This window comes from Variovorax sp. Varisp53 (assembly GCF_059491555.1).
This window is the reverse complement of the sequence record NZ_CP168512.1, coordinates 1,645,223-1,659,102: the sequence shown is the minus strand read 5'-3', so window position 1 is coordinate 1,659,102 and position 13,880 is coordinate 1,645,223. Positions and strand designations below refer to the sequence as shown.

General features: G+C 63.7%; 12 protein-coding genes and 1 other RNA gene. 9 read left to right on the top strand and 4 right to left on the bottom strand.

Going from position 1 to position 13,880, the window contains the following annotated elements:
- Positions 1-93: 93 nt before the first annotated feature.
- Together ACEOAB_RS07570 and ACEOAB_RS07565 are read left to right on the top strand one after the other, a co-directional pair.
- Positions 94-369 carry a hypothetical protein gene (locus ACEOAB_RS07570; RefSeq protein ID WP_056587284.1) on the top strand — a complete coding sequence of 92 codons (276 nt, stop codon included), beginning with the start codon at positions 94-96 and terminating at the stop codon, positions 367-369.
- A gap of 9 nt (positions 370-378) precedes the next feature.
- Positions 379-582, top strand: coding sequence for a hypothetical protein (locus ACEOAB_RS07565; protein ID WP_413748042.1), 204 nt, complete (start codon positions 379-381; stop codon positions 580-582).
- Positions 583-650: 68 nt separating this feature from the next.
- Here the strand turns inward: ACEOAB_RS07565 and ssrA are convergent.
- The 4 genes from ssrA to ompA all read right to left on the bottom strand — a co-directional run bounded on the left by ssrA (position 651) and on the right by ompA (position 3,224).
- Positions 651-1,035, bottom strand: a transfer-messenger RNA (tmRNA) gene (ssrA, locus tag ACEOAB_RS07560).
- A gap of 12 nt (positions 1,036-1,047) precedes the next feature.
- Positions 1,048-1,713, bottom strand: a complete 666-nt coding sequence (locus tag ACEOAB_RS07555) for an HAD family hydrolase (RefSeq protein ID WP_413748058.1) — start codon at positions 1,711-1,713, stop codon at positions 1,048-1,050.
- A complete protein-coding gene (gene ubiG / locus ACEOAB_RS07550) occupies positions 1,713-2,441 on the bottom strand; it encodes a bifunctional 2-polyprenyl-6-hydroxyphenol methylase/3-demethylubiquinol 3-O-methyltransferase UbiG (protein WP_413748041.1) in 729 nt (242 codons plus the stop codon). Before ubiG ends, ACEOAB_RS07555 begins: the two co-directional genes overlap by 1 nt.
- 132 nt (positions 2,442-2,573) lie before the next feature.
- A complete protein-coding gene (ompA, locus tag ACEOAB_RS07545) occupies positions 2,574-3,224 on the bottom strand; it encodes an outer membrane protein OmpA (protein ID WP_056587277.1) in 651 nt (216 codons plus the stop codon).
- 224 nt (positions 3,225-3,448) lie between these two features.
- On the opposite strand from ompA, the gene gyrA reads away from it, so the two are divergent.
- The 7 genes from gyrA to rpsA all read left to right on the top strand — a co-directional run bounded on the left by gyrA (position 3,449) and on the right by rpsA (position 13,811).
- On the top strand, positions 3,449-6,094 hold the full coding sequence (gyrA, locus tag ACEOAB_RS07540; RefSeq protein ID WP_056587274.1) for a DNA gyrase subunit A: 2,646 nt from the start codon (positions 3,449-3,451) through the stop codon (positions 6,092-6,094).
- A complete protein-coding gene (locus ACEOAB_RS07535) occupies positions 6,091-6,681 on the top strand; it encodes a DUF2059 domain-containing protein (protein ID WP_413748040.1) in 591 nt (196 codons plus the stop codon). Before gyrA ends, ACEOAB_RS07535 begins: the two co-directional genes overlap by 4 nt.
- Positions 6,682-6,688: 7 nt before the next feature.
- Positions 6,689-7,819: a 3-phosphoserine/phosphohydroxythreonine transaminase gene (serC, locus tag ACEOAB_RS07530; protein WP_413748039.1), complete on the top strand. Its 1,131-nt coding sequence runs from the start codon at positions 6,689-6,691 to the stop codon at positions 7,817-7,819.
- Positions 7,820-7,843: 24 nt separating this feature from the next.
- Positions 7,844-8,968, top strand: a complete 1,125-nt coding sequence (pheA, locus tag ACEOAB_RS07525; protein ID WP_413314741.1) for a prephenate dehydratase — start codon at positions 7,844-7,846, stop codon at positions 8,966-8,968.
- Positions 8,969-8,987: 19 nt separating this feature from the next.
- Complete coding sequence (locus ACEOAB_RS07520; RefSeq protein WP_056587258.1) at positions 8,988-9,878, top strand: prephenate dehydrogenase; 891 nt, start codon at positions 8,988-8,990, stop codon at positions 9,876-9,878.
- A gap of 1 nt (position 9,879) precedes the next feature.
- The gene (locus ACEOAB_RS07515; RefSeq protein WP_413748038.1) at positions 9,880-11,892 is read left to right on the top strand and encodes a bifunctional 3-phosphoshikimate 1-carboxyvinyltransferase/cytidylate kinase; all 2,013 of its coding nucleotides are present in this window, start codon (positions 9,880-9,882) and stop codon (positions 11,890-11,892) included.
- Between the two features lie 230 nt (positions 11,893-12,122).
- A complete protein-coding gene (rpsA, locus tag ACEOAB_RS07510; RefSeq protein WP_007829366.1) occupies positions 12,123-13,811 on the top strand; it encodes a 30S ribosomal protein S1 in 1,689 nt (562 codons plus the stop codon).
- The last annotated feature ends 69 nt before the right edge of the window (positions 13,812-13,880 follow it).

The window sequence follows — 13,880 nt, the reverse complement described above, 5'->3', positions numbered from 1 at the left end:
ACCAGCGGGGGACGGTTACCCGTCAAGGAGAAATTTCAGCTGGGACACAGTTTACTGTATATTTATACAGTCTTTTCAAAAAGGATACCCGCCATGTCTCTGACCGAAGAAACAACCGCTGCGCCCAATCACGCGCTCAAGGAAGCGCTGGCCTGGATCTCGAAGTTCGCGCACGCGTGGAAGGCCATCGAGCCTTCGCCGAGAAGCCTCAGCATCGACGGCTTCATCATCTGGGGGCCTGTGCTCTACGAGAAGCACAAGGGTGAAGATCCCGTGCAGTTGGCGCGCCAGTTGTTCGGCAAGTCCGGTGAATACTTCAAGTATCTCTACCCGGACCGCGGGCCCGGTGCCAGCGATCGCCGGTCTTAGAATGACCCGATGAATTGGCGCACACTGCTTCCGCTTGCCTTGGCCCTCGCTGGCTGCTCGACACCACCCAACGAAGTGACGCAGGTTCGCGACGGCGTGCTGCGGGCCAAGACGTACGTACAGGCCTCGGACTATTGCGATGCGCAAAGCAAGACGCCGCGCTGGCTCGGCAAGGCGCCTGCAGAACAGGGCGTCCTGTTCCAGTGCAACTGAGTCTGGGATCGCTGGACATGGTCCAGCATCTGCAAGGCCTTGTTCAGTGAGACCCGCGTTGAGAAATGTGGTGGAGCTGGGGGGATTTGAACCCCCGTCCGCAAGCCTTCATCGCGCAGTTCTACATGTTTAGTGATCTGATTTGAGTCTCGCTTCCGGAGTCGCGCAGTCACACGCTAAACCGGACGCCAGCACCCTATTTTCTCGCCCCGACCCAAGGTACCCGGATCGGAGCCAGCCCATGTAATTATCCTTGCAGCCGGGAGGTCAGGATTGCTCCAGACCCCCTTGCCCAGCCCATCGGCCAACTGTTGCAAGGCTCACTGGCAATTAAGCAGCGAGTGCGAAACGTTCGTCGTTTGCAGTTAGTTTGTTTGAATCTGTTTTACGAGCGCATTCAGCTCGACATGCCCCGCTGCGACTCCGAACCCACGTCGAAACCAGTGCAGCCCCAAGGCTCACATTTTAGGCTCTATTGAGTAACTTCAAGAGCTCAAGGGGCGAAGAGATTGAAGCATCGGCCTGCCAGAGCATCGAATCGGCCTGCGGCCCCATGTAGCCATAGGTCGCCGCAACCGTACGCATGCCCGCAGCCCGGCCCGCGATGATGTCGCGCTCGTCGTCGCCGACATAGACACACGCCTCCGATGGCACGCCGAGCCGGCGCGCCGCCTCATGCAAGGGCTCGGGATGCGGCTTCGCGAATGGCGTGGTGTCGCCGCTCACTACCGCGCCCGCACTCGCGAAAAGCGGGATGGCGCGCGTCAGCGGATCGGTGAAGCGCATCGACTTGTTGGTGACGACGCCCCACAGCAACCCAAGCTCGCGCAGCGCCTCGATCAGCGCCTGGATGCCGTCGAATACCTGCGTGTTGAGCAGCATGCGGCGCTCATAAGCCACGAAGAACTCTTCGCGCAGCTCATTGAACTCGGGCGAATCCGGCGTGATGCCGAAAGCAACGCCGAGCATGCCGCGCGCGCCTGCTCCGGCCATGGGGCGGTAGCGCTCCAGCGGGTACGAGTGGAGGCCGCGATCGGTGCGCATCTTGTCGGCTGCAGCACCCAGATCGGGTGCGCTGTCGATCAGCGTGCCGTCGAGGTCGAACAGCACGGCCCGGGTCTGCGCGCCCATCATTTCGTTGAATCCGGCGAGGCCGGCTTCTGCGTGGCGAACATGTAGTTGACGCTGGTGTCGCCGCTGAGCCAGTAGCGCCGGGTCAACGGGTTGTGCTCCATGCCACGGGTGTATCGCAGATCCAGGCCCGCCGCGCGGCAGTAGCCGGCCAGTTCGCTGGGCCGGATCAGCTTTGCATATTCGTGGGTCCCGCGCGGCAGCATGCCGAGGACGTACTCGGCGCCCACGATCGCAAACATGAACGACTTCAGATTGCGGTTGATCGTCGAGAAGAACACCCAACCGCCCGGCTTGACGAGCGCTGAGCAGGCCTGGATCACCGAGGCCGGCTGCGGCACATGCTCGAGCATCTCCATGCAGGTGACGACATCAAAGCTGCCCGGCTGCTCGGCGGCCAGCGCCTCGGCACTGATTTCGCGGTACTTCACTCCGCGGGTGCCGGCTTCGAGCGCATGCAGTTGCGCGACCTTGAGCGCCTTGCCCGCAAGGTCGATGCCCAGCACCTCGGCGCCCTTGCGAGCCATCGAGTCGGCCAGGATGCCGCCGCCGCAGCCGATATCAAGCACGCGACGCTGCGAAATTGGCGCAATTCCGTCAATCCAGTCCAGGCGCAGTGGATTGATTTCATGCAGCGGGCGGAATTCGCTCTCCAAATCCCACCAGCGATGTGCGAGTTCTGAAAACTTGGCCAGTTCGGCGGGATCCGCATTCACGTTTTCTGTCATACAGCGATTATGAAACGAGCAATGACCGATAAGCAGCGCGTCGGCTTTGCTGACAAAAGATCAATCGCGAATTCGACGGCCATAAAAAAACCCCGCCTAGGCGGGGTTTTCATGATCGATGGAATCGACTGATTAGTTGGCGCGGGTGCCGACCACTTCGATTTCCACGCGACGGTTCTTGGCGCGGCCTTCCTTGGTGCGGTTGTCAGCCACAGGCTGCTTCTCGCCCTTGCCTTCGGTGTAGACGCGGTTGCGTTCGATGCCCTTCGAGACCAGGAAGGCCTTGACGGCTTCGGCGCGACGCACCGACAGACGCTGGTTGTAGGCGTCCGTACCGATCGAATCGGTGTGGCCCACAGCGATGATGACTTCGAGGTTCACGCCACGGATCTTCTCGACCAGGTCGGTCAGCTTGGCGCGACCTTCGGGCTTCAGAACCGACTTGTCGAAGTCGAAGAAGGCATCAGCAGCGAAGGTCACCTTGTTGGCAGCGACTTGCGGCGCGGCCGGTGCGACCGGAGCAGCAGGGGTCGGAGCAACAGCAGCCGGAGCAGCAGGAACCAGAGCGCCGTCGCAACCAGCGGCAGCCGTAGCCGGCGTCCAGTTGGCATCGCGCCAGCACAGTTCGTTCGTGCCGTTCTTCCAAACCAGTTCGCCGGTGCCGTTTTGCCAGTTGTCGATCGTAGGACCGCCGTCCGCAGCGGTGACACGGGTCTGCGCGCCGGCGGCAGTGGCGAGCGCAGCGACTGCAAACATCATCGCCACTTTATTCAGTTTCTTCATGGTTCTCCTCTTGGGGAAAAAGCCGCAGCCGCGCTGCGAATCAAGGACGCTTTAAGTGACCACCACCCAAAACGTTGAGGCGATTGTGCCATAGGGTCTTTGGCAAACAGGCCGCTGGACGGCCCGGAAGCGTAGGACGGAGGCGGAATAGGCCGCTTGTGTTGCGGCGGTGCGACACCCCTCACAGCGTAAAATTTCGCCTTCCTGCCGCCAGCCCCTTGCTCATGACCTCCTTCGCAAAAGAAACCCTGCCCATCAGTCTCGAAGAGGAAATGCGCAGCAGCTATCTCGATTACGCCATGAGCGTGATCGTGGGCCGAGCACTCCCCGACGCCCGCGATGGCCTCAAGCCCGTGCACCGCCGCGTGCTCTACGCGATGCATGAGCTCAACAACGATTGGAACCGGCCGTACAAGAAGTCGGCCCGTATCGTCGGCGACGTGATCGGTAAATATCACCCGCACGGCGACCAGTCGGTCTACGACACCATCGTGCGACTGGCCCAGGACTTCTCGATGCGCCACATGCTGGTCGACGGCCAGGGCAACTTCGGGTCGGTCGATGGAGACAACGCGGCCGCAATGCGGTATACGGAAATCCGGCTGGCCAAAATTGCGCACGAAATGCTGGCCGATATCGATAAGGAAACTGTCGACTTTCAGGACAATTACGACGGTTCGGAAAAAGAACCGAAAGTACTGCCCAGCCAGTTGCCGAATTTGCTGGTCAATGGCTCCGGCGGTATTGCGGTCGGTATGGCTACCAATATTCCGCCGCACAACCTGAATGAGGTTGTCGACGCCTGCCTGCACCTGCTGCGCAACCCCGAAGCCAGCATCGACGAGCTGATGGAAATCGTGCCGGCGCCCGACTTCCCCACCGCCGGCATCATCTACGGCATCAACGGCGTGAAGGACGGCTACCGCACCGGCCGCGGCAAGGTCGTGATGCGCGCCAAGTGCCACTTCGAGGACATCGACCGCGGCCAGCGCCAGGCGATCATCGTCGACGAACTCCCCTACCAGGTCAACAAGAAGACGCTGCAGGAACGCATGGCCGAACTGGTGCACGAGAAGAAGATCGAAGGCATCAGCCACATCCAGGACGAATCCGACAAGTCGGGCATGCGCCTGGTGATCGAGCTCAAGCGCGGCGAAGTGCCCGAGGTGGTGCTCAACAACCTCTACAAGCAGACGCAGCTGCAGGACACCTTCGGCATCAACATGGTGGCGCTGGTCGACGGCCAGCCCAAGCTGTGCAACCTGAAGGACCTGATCCAGGTCTTCCTGCAGCACCGCCGCGAAGTGGTCACGCGCCGCACCGTCTTCACGCTGCGCAAGGCCCGCGAACGCGGCCACGTGCTCGAAGGCCTGGCGGTGGCACTCGCCAACATCGACGAATTCATCCGCATCATCCGCGAATCGCCCACGCCACCCGTTGCCAAGGCCGAGCTGATGACCCGCAGCTGGGACAGCAAGCTGGTGCGCGAAATGCTCACGCGCACGCGCGCCGACGGCGGCGTGATCAACGCGGACGACTACCGCCCCGAAGGCCTCGAGCGCGAGTTCGGCATGGGCGGCGACGGCCTCTACCGCCTGTCGGAAACGCAAGCCCAGGAAATCCTGCAGATGCGCCTGCAGCGCCTGACCGGCCTCGAGCAGGACAAGATCGTCGCCGAATACAAGGACGTGATGGCCGAGATCGACGACCTGCTCGACATCCTCGCCAAGCCCGAACGCGTCTCGACCATCATTGGCGAAGAACTCGGCACCATCAAGCAGGAGTTCGGCCAGTCGAAGATCGGCGCGCGCCGCAGCCTGGTGGAGCACAGCGCCTACGACCTCTCGACCGAAGACCTGATCACGCCGACCGACATGGTCGTCACGCTCTCGCACAGCGGCTACATCAAGAGCCAGCCGCTGGGCGAGTACCGCGCACAAAAACGCGGCGGCCGCGGCAAGCAGGCGACGGCCACGAAGGAAGACGACTGGATCGACCAGCTTTTCATCGCCAACACGCACGACTACATCCTGTGCTTCTCGAACCGCGGCCGGCTGTATTGGCTCAAGGTGTGGGAAGTGCCGGCGGGTTCGCGCGGCTCGCGCGGACGCCCCATCGTCAACATGTTCCCGCTGCAGGAAGGCGAGAAGATCAACGTCGCCCTCGCCCTGACCGGCGATAAGCGCAACTTCCCGGCCGACCAGTACGTATTCATGGCGACCTCGATGGGCACAGTCAAGAAGACGGCACTCGACGAGTTCAACAACCCGCGCAAGGGCGGCATCATTGCCGTGAACCTCGATGAAGGCGACTACCTGATCGGCGCCGCACTCACCGACGGCAAGCACGACGTGATGCTCTTCAGCGACAACGGAAAAGCCGTGCGCTTCGACGAGGAAGACGTCCGGCCGCTGGGCCGCAACGCCCGCGGCGTGCGCGGCATGTCACTGGAGCCGGGCCAGGGCGTGATCGCCATGCTGGTGGCCGAGGACGAGCAGCAAAGCGTGCTCACCGCCACGGAAAATGGTTACGGAAAGCGGACAAGCATTACCGAATACACCCGCCACGGCCGGGGAACCAAAGGCATGATCGCGATTCAACAGAGTGAGCGCAACGGCAAGGTCGTTGCCGCCACTCTGGTGCATGCGGATGATGAGATCATGCTCATCACCGACAAGGGCGTGCTGGTGCGCACCCGGGTTGCCGAAATTCGTGAACTTGGTCGCGCAACGCAAGGCGTTACGCTGATCGGGCTCGACGAAGGCGCCAAACTCAGCGGACTACAACGTATCGTCGAAAACGACGCGAACGGCGAAACCGAGCCTGACGCGGACGATACTTCCTCATCTTCAACGGAGAATCCTCAGTGAAAAAAATCAAACTCGCGCTTCTGACGGTCGCCCTGGCTGGCAGTTCGATGGCCGCCATGGCCCAGGACAAGGCCGCGCTCATCAAGCAGTTCATCGACATCCAGCGCCCCGGCATCGAATCGCTGGCACGCGGCCTGGTCGAGCAATCGAGCGCTCCGATCGCACAGGCGGGTTCGCAGTACCTCCAGACGCAGGTGCCTGAAGCCAAGCGCGAAGCCGCCGCCAAGGCTGCCGACGCCGAACTGAAGAAGTACTTCGACGAGACCTATCCGATCGTTCGCGACAAGGCCATTCAACTGGCCCCAGGTGCCCTCACCCCGCTGCTGGAGCAGAACTTCAACGAAGACGAACTCAAGCAGCTGCTGGCCTGGATCAATTCGCCCCTGAGCAAGAAGTACCAGGACCTGAACCCGAAGATGCAGACCGCACTGACGGAAAAGCTCGTGTCCGACACGCGCGCCTCGGTCGAACCCAAGATGCGCGCACTCGACACCGCAGTCGCCAAGGCACTCGGCGCGCCGACCGACGGTGCCGCCCAAGGTTCCGCTCCCGCCAAGGCACCTGCCAAGGCTCCAGCCAAGAAGTAAAAGCAACGTGACCCAGCAGCAGACGCCGGCCGGCAAGCGCCCCTACAACTTCTCGGCCGGTCCGGCTGCCATGCCGGAGGCGGTGCTGCAACGCGCCGCTGCCGAAATGCTCGATTGGCAGGGCAGTGGCATGAGCGTGATGGAAATGAGCCATCGCGGCAAGGAATTCGGCGCCATCTGCACGCAAGCCGAAGCCGACTTCCGCACGCTGCTGGCCGTGCCCTCGAATTTCCACATCCTGTTCATGCAGGGTGGCGGCCTTGGCGAAAACGCCATCGTGCCGATGAACCTGTCGCGCGGCAAAACCGCCGATTTCGTCCTCACCGGCAGCTGGAGCATCAAGTCGCACAAGGAAGCGCAGCGCTATTGCACGGCGCGCGTGGCCGCGAGCAATGCCGAGGACCAGCATACGAAGCTGCCCGATCCGTCGACCTGGCAACTCTCCAAGGATGCCTCGTACGTGCACGTGTGCTCCAACGAGACCATCAACGGCATCGAATTCCAGCAACTGCCCGACCTGGCCGCGCTCGGCAGCAATGCCCCGCTGGTCATCGATTTTTCCTCGCACGTTGCTTCGCGCAGCGTCGATTGGAGCCGCGTGGGCCTTGCCTTCGGCGGCGCACAAAAGAATCTCGGCCCCGCCGGCCTGACGATCGTGGTCGTACGCGACGATCTGCTGGGCCACGCGCTCGAGATCTGCCCGAGCGCGTTCAACTACAAGACCGTGGCCGACAACCACTCCATGTACAACACCCCGCCGACCTGGGGCATCTACATGGCGGGGCTCACGTTCCAGTGGCTGCTGCAACAGACCGAAGGCACGCAAACCGGCATCGCCGCCATGGAGCAGCGCAACATCGCCAAGGCGAAGCTGCTGTACGGCTTCATCGACGGCTCCGACTTCTATGCCAACCGCATCGATCCCGGCTGCCGCTCGCGCATGAACGTGCCGTTTTTCCTGGCGGACGAAAGCCGCAACGAAGCTTTCCTGGCCGGCGCGCGCGAGGCCGGGCTGCTGCAGCTCAAGGGCCACAAGTCTGTGGGCGGCATGCGCGCAAGCATCTACAACGCCATGCCGCTGGCAGGCGTACAGGAACTTGTGAGCTACATGCGAGAATTCGAGCGATCGCATGCCTAGGCGCATGCCCTAGCTGCTCGCACGATGACCGCCTCCACACCCACAACGCCCTCCTCTCCTTCCGATAAATCAGAAAGCCTGGCCGATCTGCGCGTGCAGATCGACTCGCTCGACCAGCAGCTGCTGAGCCTGCTCAACGAACGGGCCCACGTTGCCGAACTGGTCGGCGAGGTCAAGAAGCGCGAGGGCACGCCGTTCTTCCGCCCCGACCGCGTGGCGCAGGTCATCGAGAAGATGAAGAAGAGCAATGGCGGTCCGCTCAAGGATCTCCATGTGGCGGCCATCTGGCGCGAGATCATGTCGGCCTGCCTGGCGCTCGAATCGCCGCAACGCGTGGCCGTGCTCGGCCCCGAAGGCACTTTCTGCGAGCAGGCGGCCATCGAGTACTTTGGCGGCGCCGCCGACCTGATTTACTGCGCCAGCTTCGACGAAGTGTTCCACGCCACCGCCGCGGGCAGCGCCCAGTACGGCGTCGTCGGCGTCGAGAACTCGACCGAAGGCGTGGTCACGCGCTCGCTCGACCTGTTCCTGCATTCGCCCACCCACGTCGTCGGTGAAGTCAGCCTGCTGGTGCGCCACCACCTGCTGCGCAGCAGCAATTCGCTCGAGGGCATCGAAGCCGTGCTGGCCCATCCACAGGCGCTCGCGCAATGCCAGACCTGGCTGTCCAAGCACCTGCCCAACGCCGAGCGGCGCGCCGTGTCGAGCAACGCCGAAGGTGCCCGACTCGCGGCCACCAACCCGGCATGGGCCGCGCTGGCCGGCGAACGCGCCGCCACTCGCTTCGGCCTGCACATCGTGGCGCATGCCATCCAGGACGACTCGTACAACCGCACCCGCTTCTCGGTGATCTGCCTGCCACAGACGCTGGCCATGCCGCCGGCCTCGGGCCGTGACTGCACGAGCCTGATCGTCTCGGTGCCCAATCGGCCCGGCGCGGTGCACGACCTGCTGGTGCCGCTGAAGGCCAACAACGTGTCGATGACGCGTTTCGAGTCGCGTCCGGCGCGCACCGGCCAGTGGGAGTACTACTTCTACATCGACCTCGACGGCCACCCTTCGCAGCCCAACGTGGCCGCGGCGCTGGCCGAACTGCGCGGACTCTGCGCCTTCTACAAGGTGCTGGGCGCCTATCCCGTCAAGGCCTGAGCGGCAGGCAAGCAGAAGCATGTTCGAACAACTGGGACTGATCGGCTGCGGCCTGATGGGCGGCTCGTTTGCGCTCGCGCTCAAGCGCGCGAAGCTGGTGAAACGCGTGGTGGGCTACAGCAAGTCGCCCTCCACCACCGAGCGGGCGCGCCAGCTGGGCGTGATCGACGTGGTGGCGCCTTCGGCGCTGCTGGCGGTATCGGGCGCCGACATCGTGCTGCTGGCGGTGCCGGTGGCGGCGTCGGAAGCCACGTTCAAGGCGATCCGCCATGGCATTTCGAGCGAAACGCTCGTGATGGACGTGGGCTCGACCAAGGGCGACGTGATCGAGGCCGCGCGCAACGGCCTGCAAAAGCAGTTCGCGAACTTCGTGCCGGCGCATCCGATTGCCGGCAAGGAGCTTTCGGGCATCGAGCATGCAGAGGCTTCGCTTTTCACCGGCCGCCAGGTCGTTCTGACGCCCGTCAAGACCACGCTGCGCTCCAATGTGCAGCGGGCCTCGCAGGCATGGAGCGGCATCGGCGCGCACGTCGTCACCATGACGCACGATGAGCACGACGCCGCCTTCGCCGCCGTGAGCCACCTGCCGCACCTGCTGGCTTTCGCGTACACCAATGCCATCGCCAGCCAGCCGCAGGGCGACCGCTTCCTGAGCCTCGCGGGTCCAGGCTTCCGCGACTTCTCGCGCATTGCCGCCAGCGACCCCGTCATGTGGCGCGATGTGCTGCTGGCCAACCGCGAACAGGTGCTGCAGCAGTCGCAGGCCTTCCGCAAGGCCCTGGAAGATCTTGAAGCACTGATGACCGCAGGCGATCTGCAGGCCCTGGAGCAATCCATCGCCGCCGCCAGCAAGGCGCGCGCGGCCTGGAAGCCGGCCACCGACACCTCATCGCAGCAGCAGGACAACTGAGATGTTCTCGACGGCCTTCCTCGATCTCCCGCCTCTCGCCGGCGCGGCCGGCACGGTCCGGCTGCCGGGCTCCAAGAGCATTTCCAACCGCGTGCTGCTGCTCGCCGCGCTCGCGAGCGGCACCACCACGATCCACGACCTGCTGGACTCCGACGACACCCGCGTGATGCTCGACGCCCTGCGCGCGCTCGGCTGCGGCATCGACCCTGCAGGCAGCACGCTGCGCATCACCGGCCTGGGCGGGCAGCCGAAGCCCAACGAAACGCTGCTGCCGCTGTTCCTCGGCAATGCCGGCACCGCGATGCGCCCGCTGACCGCGGCGCTGGCGCTGCTGGGCGGCGAGTTCGAGCTCAGCGGCGTGCCGCGCATGCACGAGCGCCCGATCGGCGACCTCGTCGATGCGCTGACCCAGCTTGGCTGCCGCATCGACTACCTCGGCAATCCGGGCTATCCACCGCTGCGCATCCACCCGGTGCCGCATGGCGAACTCTCGCTCGATGCCCCGATTCGCGTGCGCGGCGACGTATCGAGCCAGTTCCTCACGGCCCTGCTGCTGGCGCTGCCGCTGGCGGCGGCCAACGACATCGTGATCGAGGTGATCGGCGAGCTGATCTCCAAGCCCTACATCGAGATCACGCTGAACCTGCTGGCGCGCTTCGGCATCCACGTGCGGCGCGACGGCTGGGAGCGCTTCACCATTCCCGCGGGCAGCAGCTACAGCTCGCCGGGCGACATCCACGTCGAGGCCGATGCCTCCTCCGCCAGCTATTTCATAGCACTGGGCGCCATCGCAACAGGCGTATCGGGCAAGAACGGCATCCGGATCGAGGGCGTGGGCGCCGATTCGATACAGGGCGACATCCGCTTCATCGACGCCGCCCGCCAGATGGGTGCGCTGGTCGACAGCGGCCCGAACTGGCTCGAAGTACGCCGCGGGGCCTGGCCGCTCAAGGCCATCGACCTCGACGCCAACCACATCCCCGACGCCGCGATGACGCTGGCCGTGATGGCGCTCTACGCCGACGGCCCGAGTACGCTGCGCAACATCGCGAGCTGGCGCGTGAAGGAAACCGACCGCATCGACGCCATGGCCAACGAGCTGAAAAAGCTTGGCGCCGCCGTCGAAGCGGGCCCCGACTTCATCCGCGTTCACCCGCTGGCGCAGTCCGGCTGGCTCCCCGCAAGCATCCGCACCTACGACGATCACCGCGTGGCCATGTGCTTCTCGCTGGCGGCCTTCAACCCTGCCGGCGTGCCAGTGCGCATCCTCGATCCGCACTGCGTCGCCAAGACCTTCCCCGACTACTTCGAGACCCTGTTCTCGGTGGCCGAAGCCACCGAGGTGCCGGTGATCTGCATCGACGGCCCGACCGCCTCCGGCAAGGGCACGCTGGCGGCCGAAGTGGCGCGCCTGCTGGGCTATCACTACCTCGATTCGGGCTCGCTCTACCGCGTGACCGGCCTCGCCATGCGCCGCGCCGCCCTGGAGGCCACTGCCGCGAACGAGGCACAAATTGCCACCCTCGCCGCCGCGCTGCCCCTGCAGTTCACCGAAGGAAAGGTGCTGCTGGCCGGGGAAGACGTGGGCGACGACATCCGCACCGAAGCCGCCGGCATGGACGCCTCGCGTGTCTCCGCGTTGCCCGCCGTGCGCGAGGCACTGCAGGACCTGCAGCACCGCTTCCGCCGCCTGCCCGGGCTGGTGGCCGACGGACGCGACATGGGCACGGTGATCTTCCCCGACGCAGCGCTCAAGGTGTTCCTTACGGCCGGCGCTGCCCAGCGTGCCGAACGGCGCCATAAGCAGTTGATTTCAAAGGGTATTTCGACTACACTCGACAGTCTTCGCTCCGACTTGGAAGCACGTGACGCCCGGGACTCTTCCCGCAGCGTCGCTCCCCTCAAGCCGGCGCAGGACGCTCGCCACCTCGACAACTCCCAGCTGTCGATCGAACAATCGATCGATACGGTGTTGAACTGGTGGCAGGAAATTCAACCGTTCAAGCCCGCTTGAGCGGTTGAAGTGCAGCCCTTCAAGTCCGCTTGAAAGGCTCGCGCCAACCGGGTTTTCCGGGTGGCGCCTACCGCTCCAGCAGGCTCCTTCCGCGCGACAGCGCACCGGCCTGCTGGTTGTTCAACCAACCGGGCTCATGCCCACAACCAACCGCCGTCTACAGACCCACAGCAGCCGCACGCAATTTCGCATGAGCGCCTGCCAACCCTGCCTGACGGAAGGAACCATAAATGTCTGAATCTTTTGCCGACCTATTCGAAGAGTCCCTGAAGCGTTCCGAAATGCGCACCGGCGAGGTCATCACGGCCGAAGTCGTGCGTGTCGAACACAACCACGTCGTGGTCAACGCCGGCCTGAAGTCCGAAGCGTACGTGCCAATCGAAGAGTTCAAGAACGACAAGGGCGAACTCGAAGTCCAGGCCGGCGATTTCGTTTCCGTTGCCATCGGCAGCGTTGAAAACGGCTACGGCGACACCATCCTCTCGCGCGATACCGCCAAGCGTCTGGCTTCGTGGCTCGCCCTGGAGAAGGCCCTGGAATCGGGCGACTTCGTCACCGGTACCACCAGCGGCAAGGTCAAGGGCGGCCTAACCGTGCTCGTCAACGGCATCCGCGCATTCCTGCCCGGCTCGCTGATCGACACGCGTCCGATCAAGGACCTGACCCCGTACGAGAACAAGACCCTCGAATTCAAGGTCATCAAGCTCGACCGCAAGCGCAACAACGTCGTGCTGTCGCGCCGTGCCGTGGTCGAAGCCAGCATGGGCGAAGAACGCGCCAAGCTGATGGAAACGCTGAAGGAAGGCGCAGTCGTGCGCGGCGTGGTCAAGAACATCACCGAATACGGTGCGTTCGTGGACCTCGGCGGCATCGACGGCCTGCTGCACATCACCGACATGGCATGGCGCCGTGTTCGCCACCCGAGCGAAGTCGTTCAGGCCGGCCAGGAAATCACCGCCAAGATCCTCAAGTTCGACACCGAAAAGAACCGTGTCTCGCTGGGTCTGAAGCAAATGGGTGACGACCCGTGGATGGGCGTTTCGCGCCGCTACCCGCAATCGACCCGCCTGTTCGGCAAGGTCACGAACATTGCCGACTACGGCGCGTTCGTCGAACTCGAACCCGGCATCGAAGGCCTGGTGCACGTCTCGGAAATGGACTGGACCAACAAGAACATCGCTCCGAACAAGATCGTCTCGCTGGGCGACGAAGTCGAAGTCATGGTCCTGGAGATCGACGAAGACAAGCGCCGCATCAGCCTGGGCATGAAGCAGTGCAAGGCCAACCCGTGGCAAGAGTTCGCTCAAAACACGAAGCGTGGCGACCGCGTCAAGGGCCCGATCAAGTCGATCACCGACTTCGGCGTGTTCGTGGGTCTGGCTGCCGGCATCGACGGCCTGGTTCACCTGTCTGACCTCTCGTGGAACGAAGCCGGCGAAACCGCCGTTCGCAACTACAAGAAGGGCCAGGAAGTCGAAGCGATCGTGCTGGCTGTGGATGTCGACCGCGAGCGCATCTCGCTGGGCATCAAGCAACTCGACAGCGACCCGTTCACCACGTTCACCACCGTGAACGACAAGGGCCAGATCGTGACCGGCAAGGTCAAGACCGTGGACGCCCGCGGCGCTGAAATCGACCTCGGCGAAGACATCATCGGCTACCTGCGTGCTTCGGAAATCTCGCGCGACCGCGTCGAAGATGCCCGCAACGTGCTGAAGGAAGGCGACGAAGTCACCGCCATCGTCGTGAATGTGGATCGCAAGACCCGCAACATCCAGCTGTCGATCAAGCAGAAGGACATGGTCGACGAGCAAGGCGCCATGGCCAGCCTGAGCCAGCAGTCGGCACGCGAAAACGCGGGCACGACGAGCCTGGGCGCCCTGCTGCGCGCCAAGCTCGACAACAACGACAGCAAGTAAGCTGAGTCCGAAGACAGAGCAGGCCCTGGGGCCGCTCTGTCTTTTTTTTCGTCCACGTTTTTCGTTTAT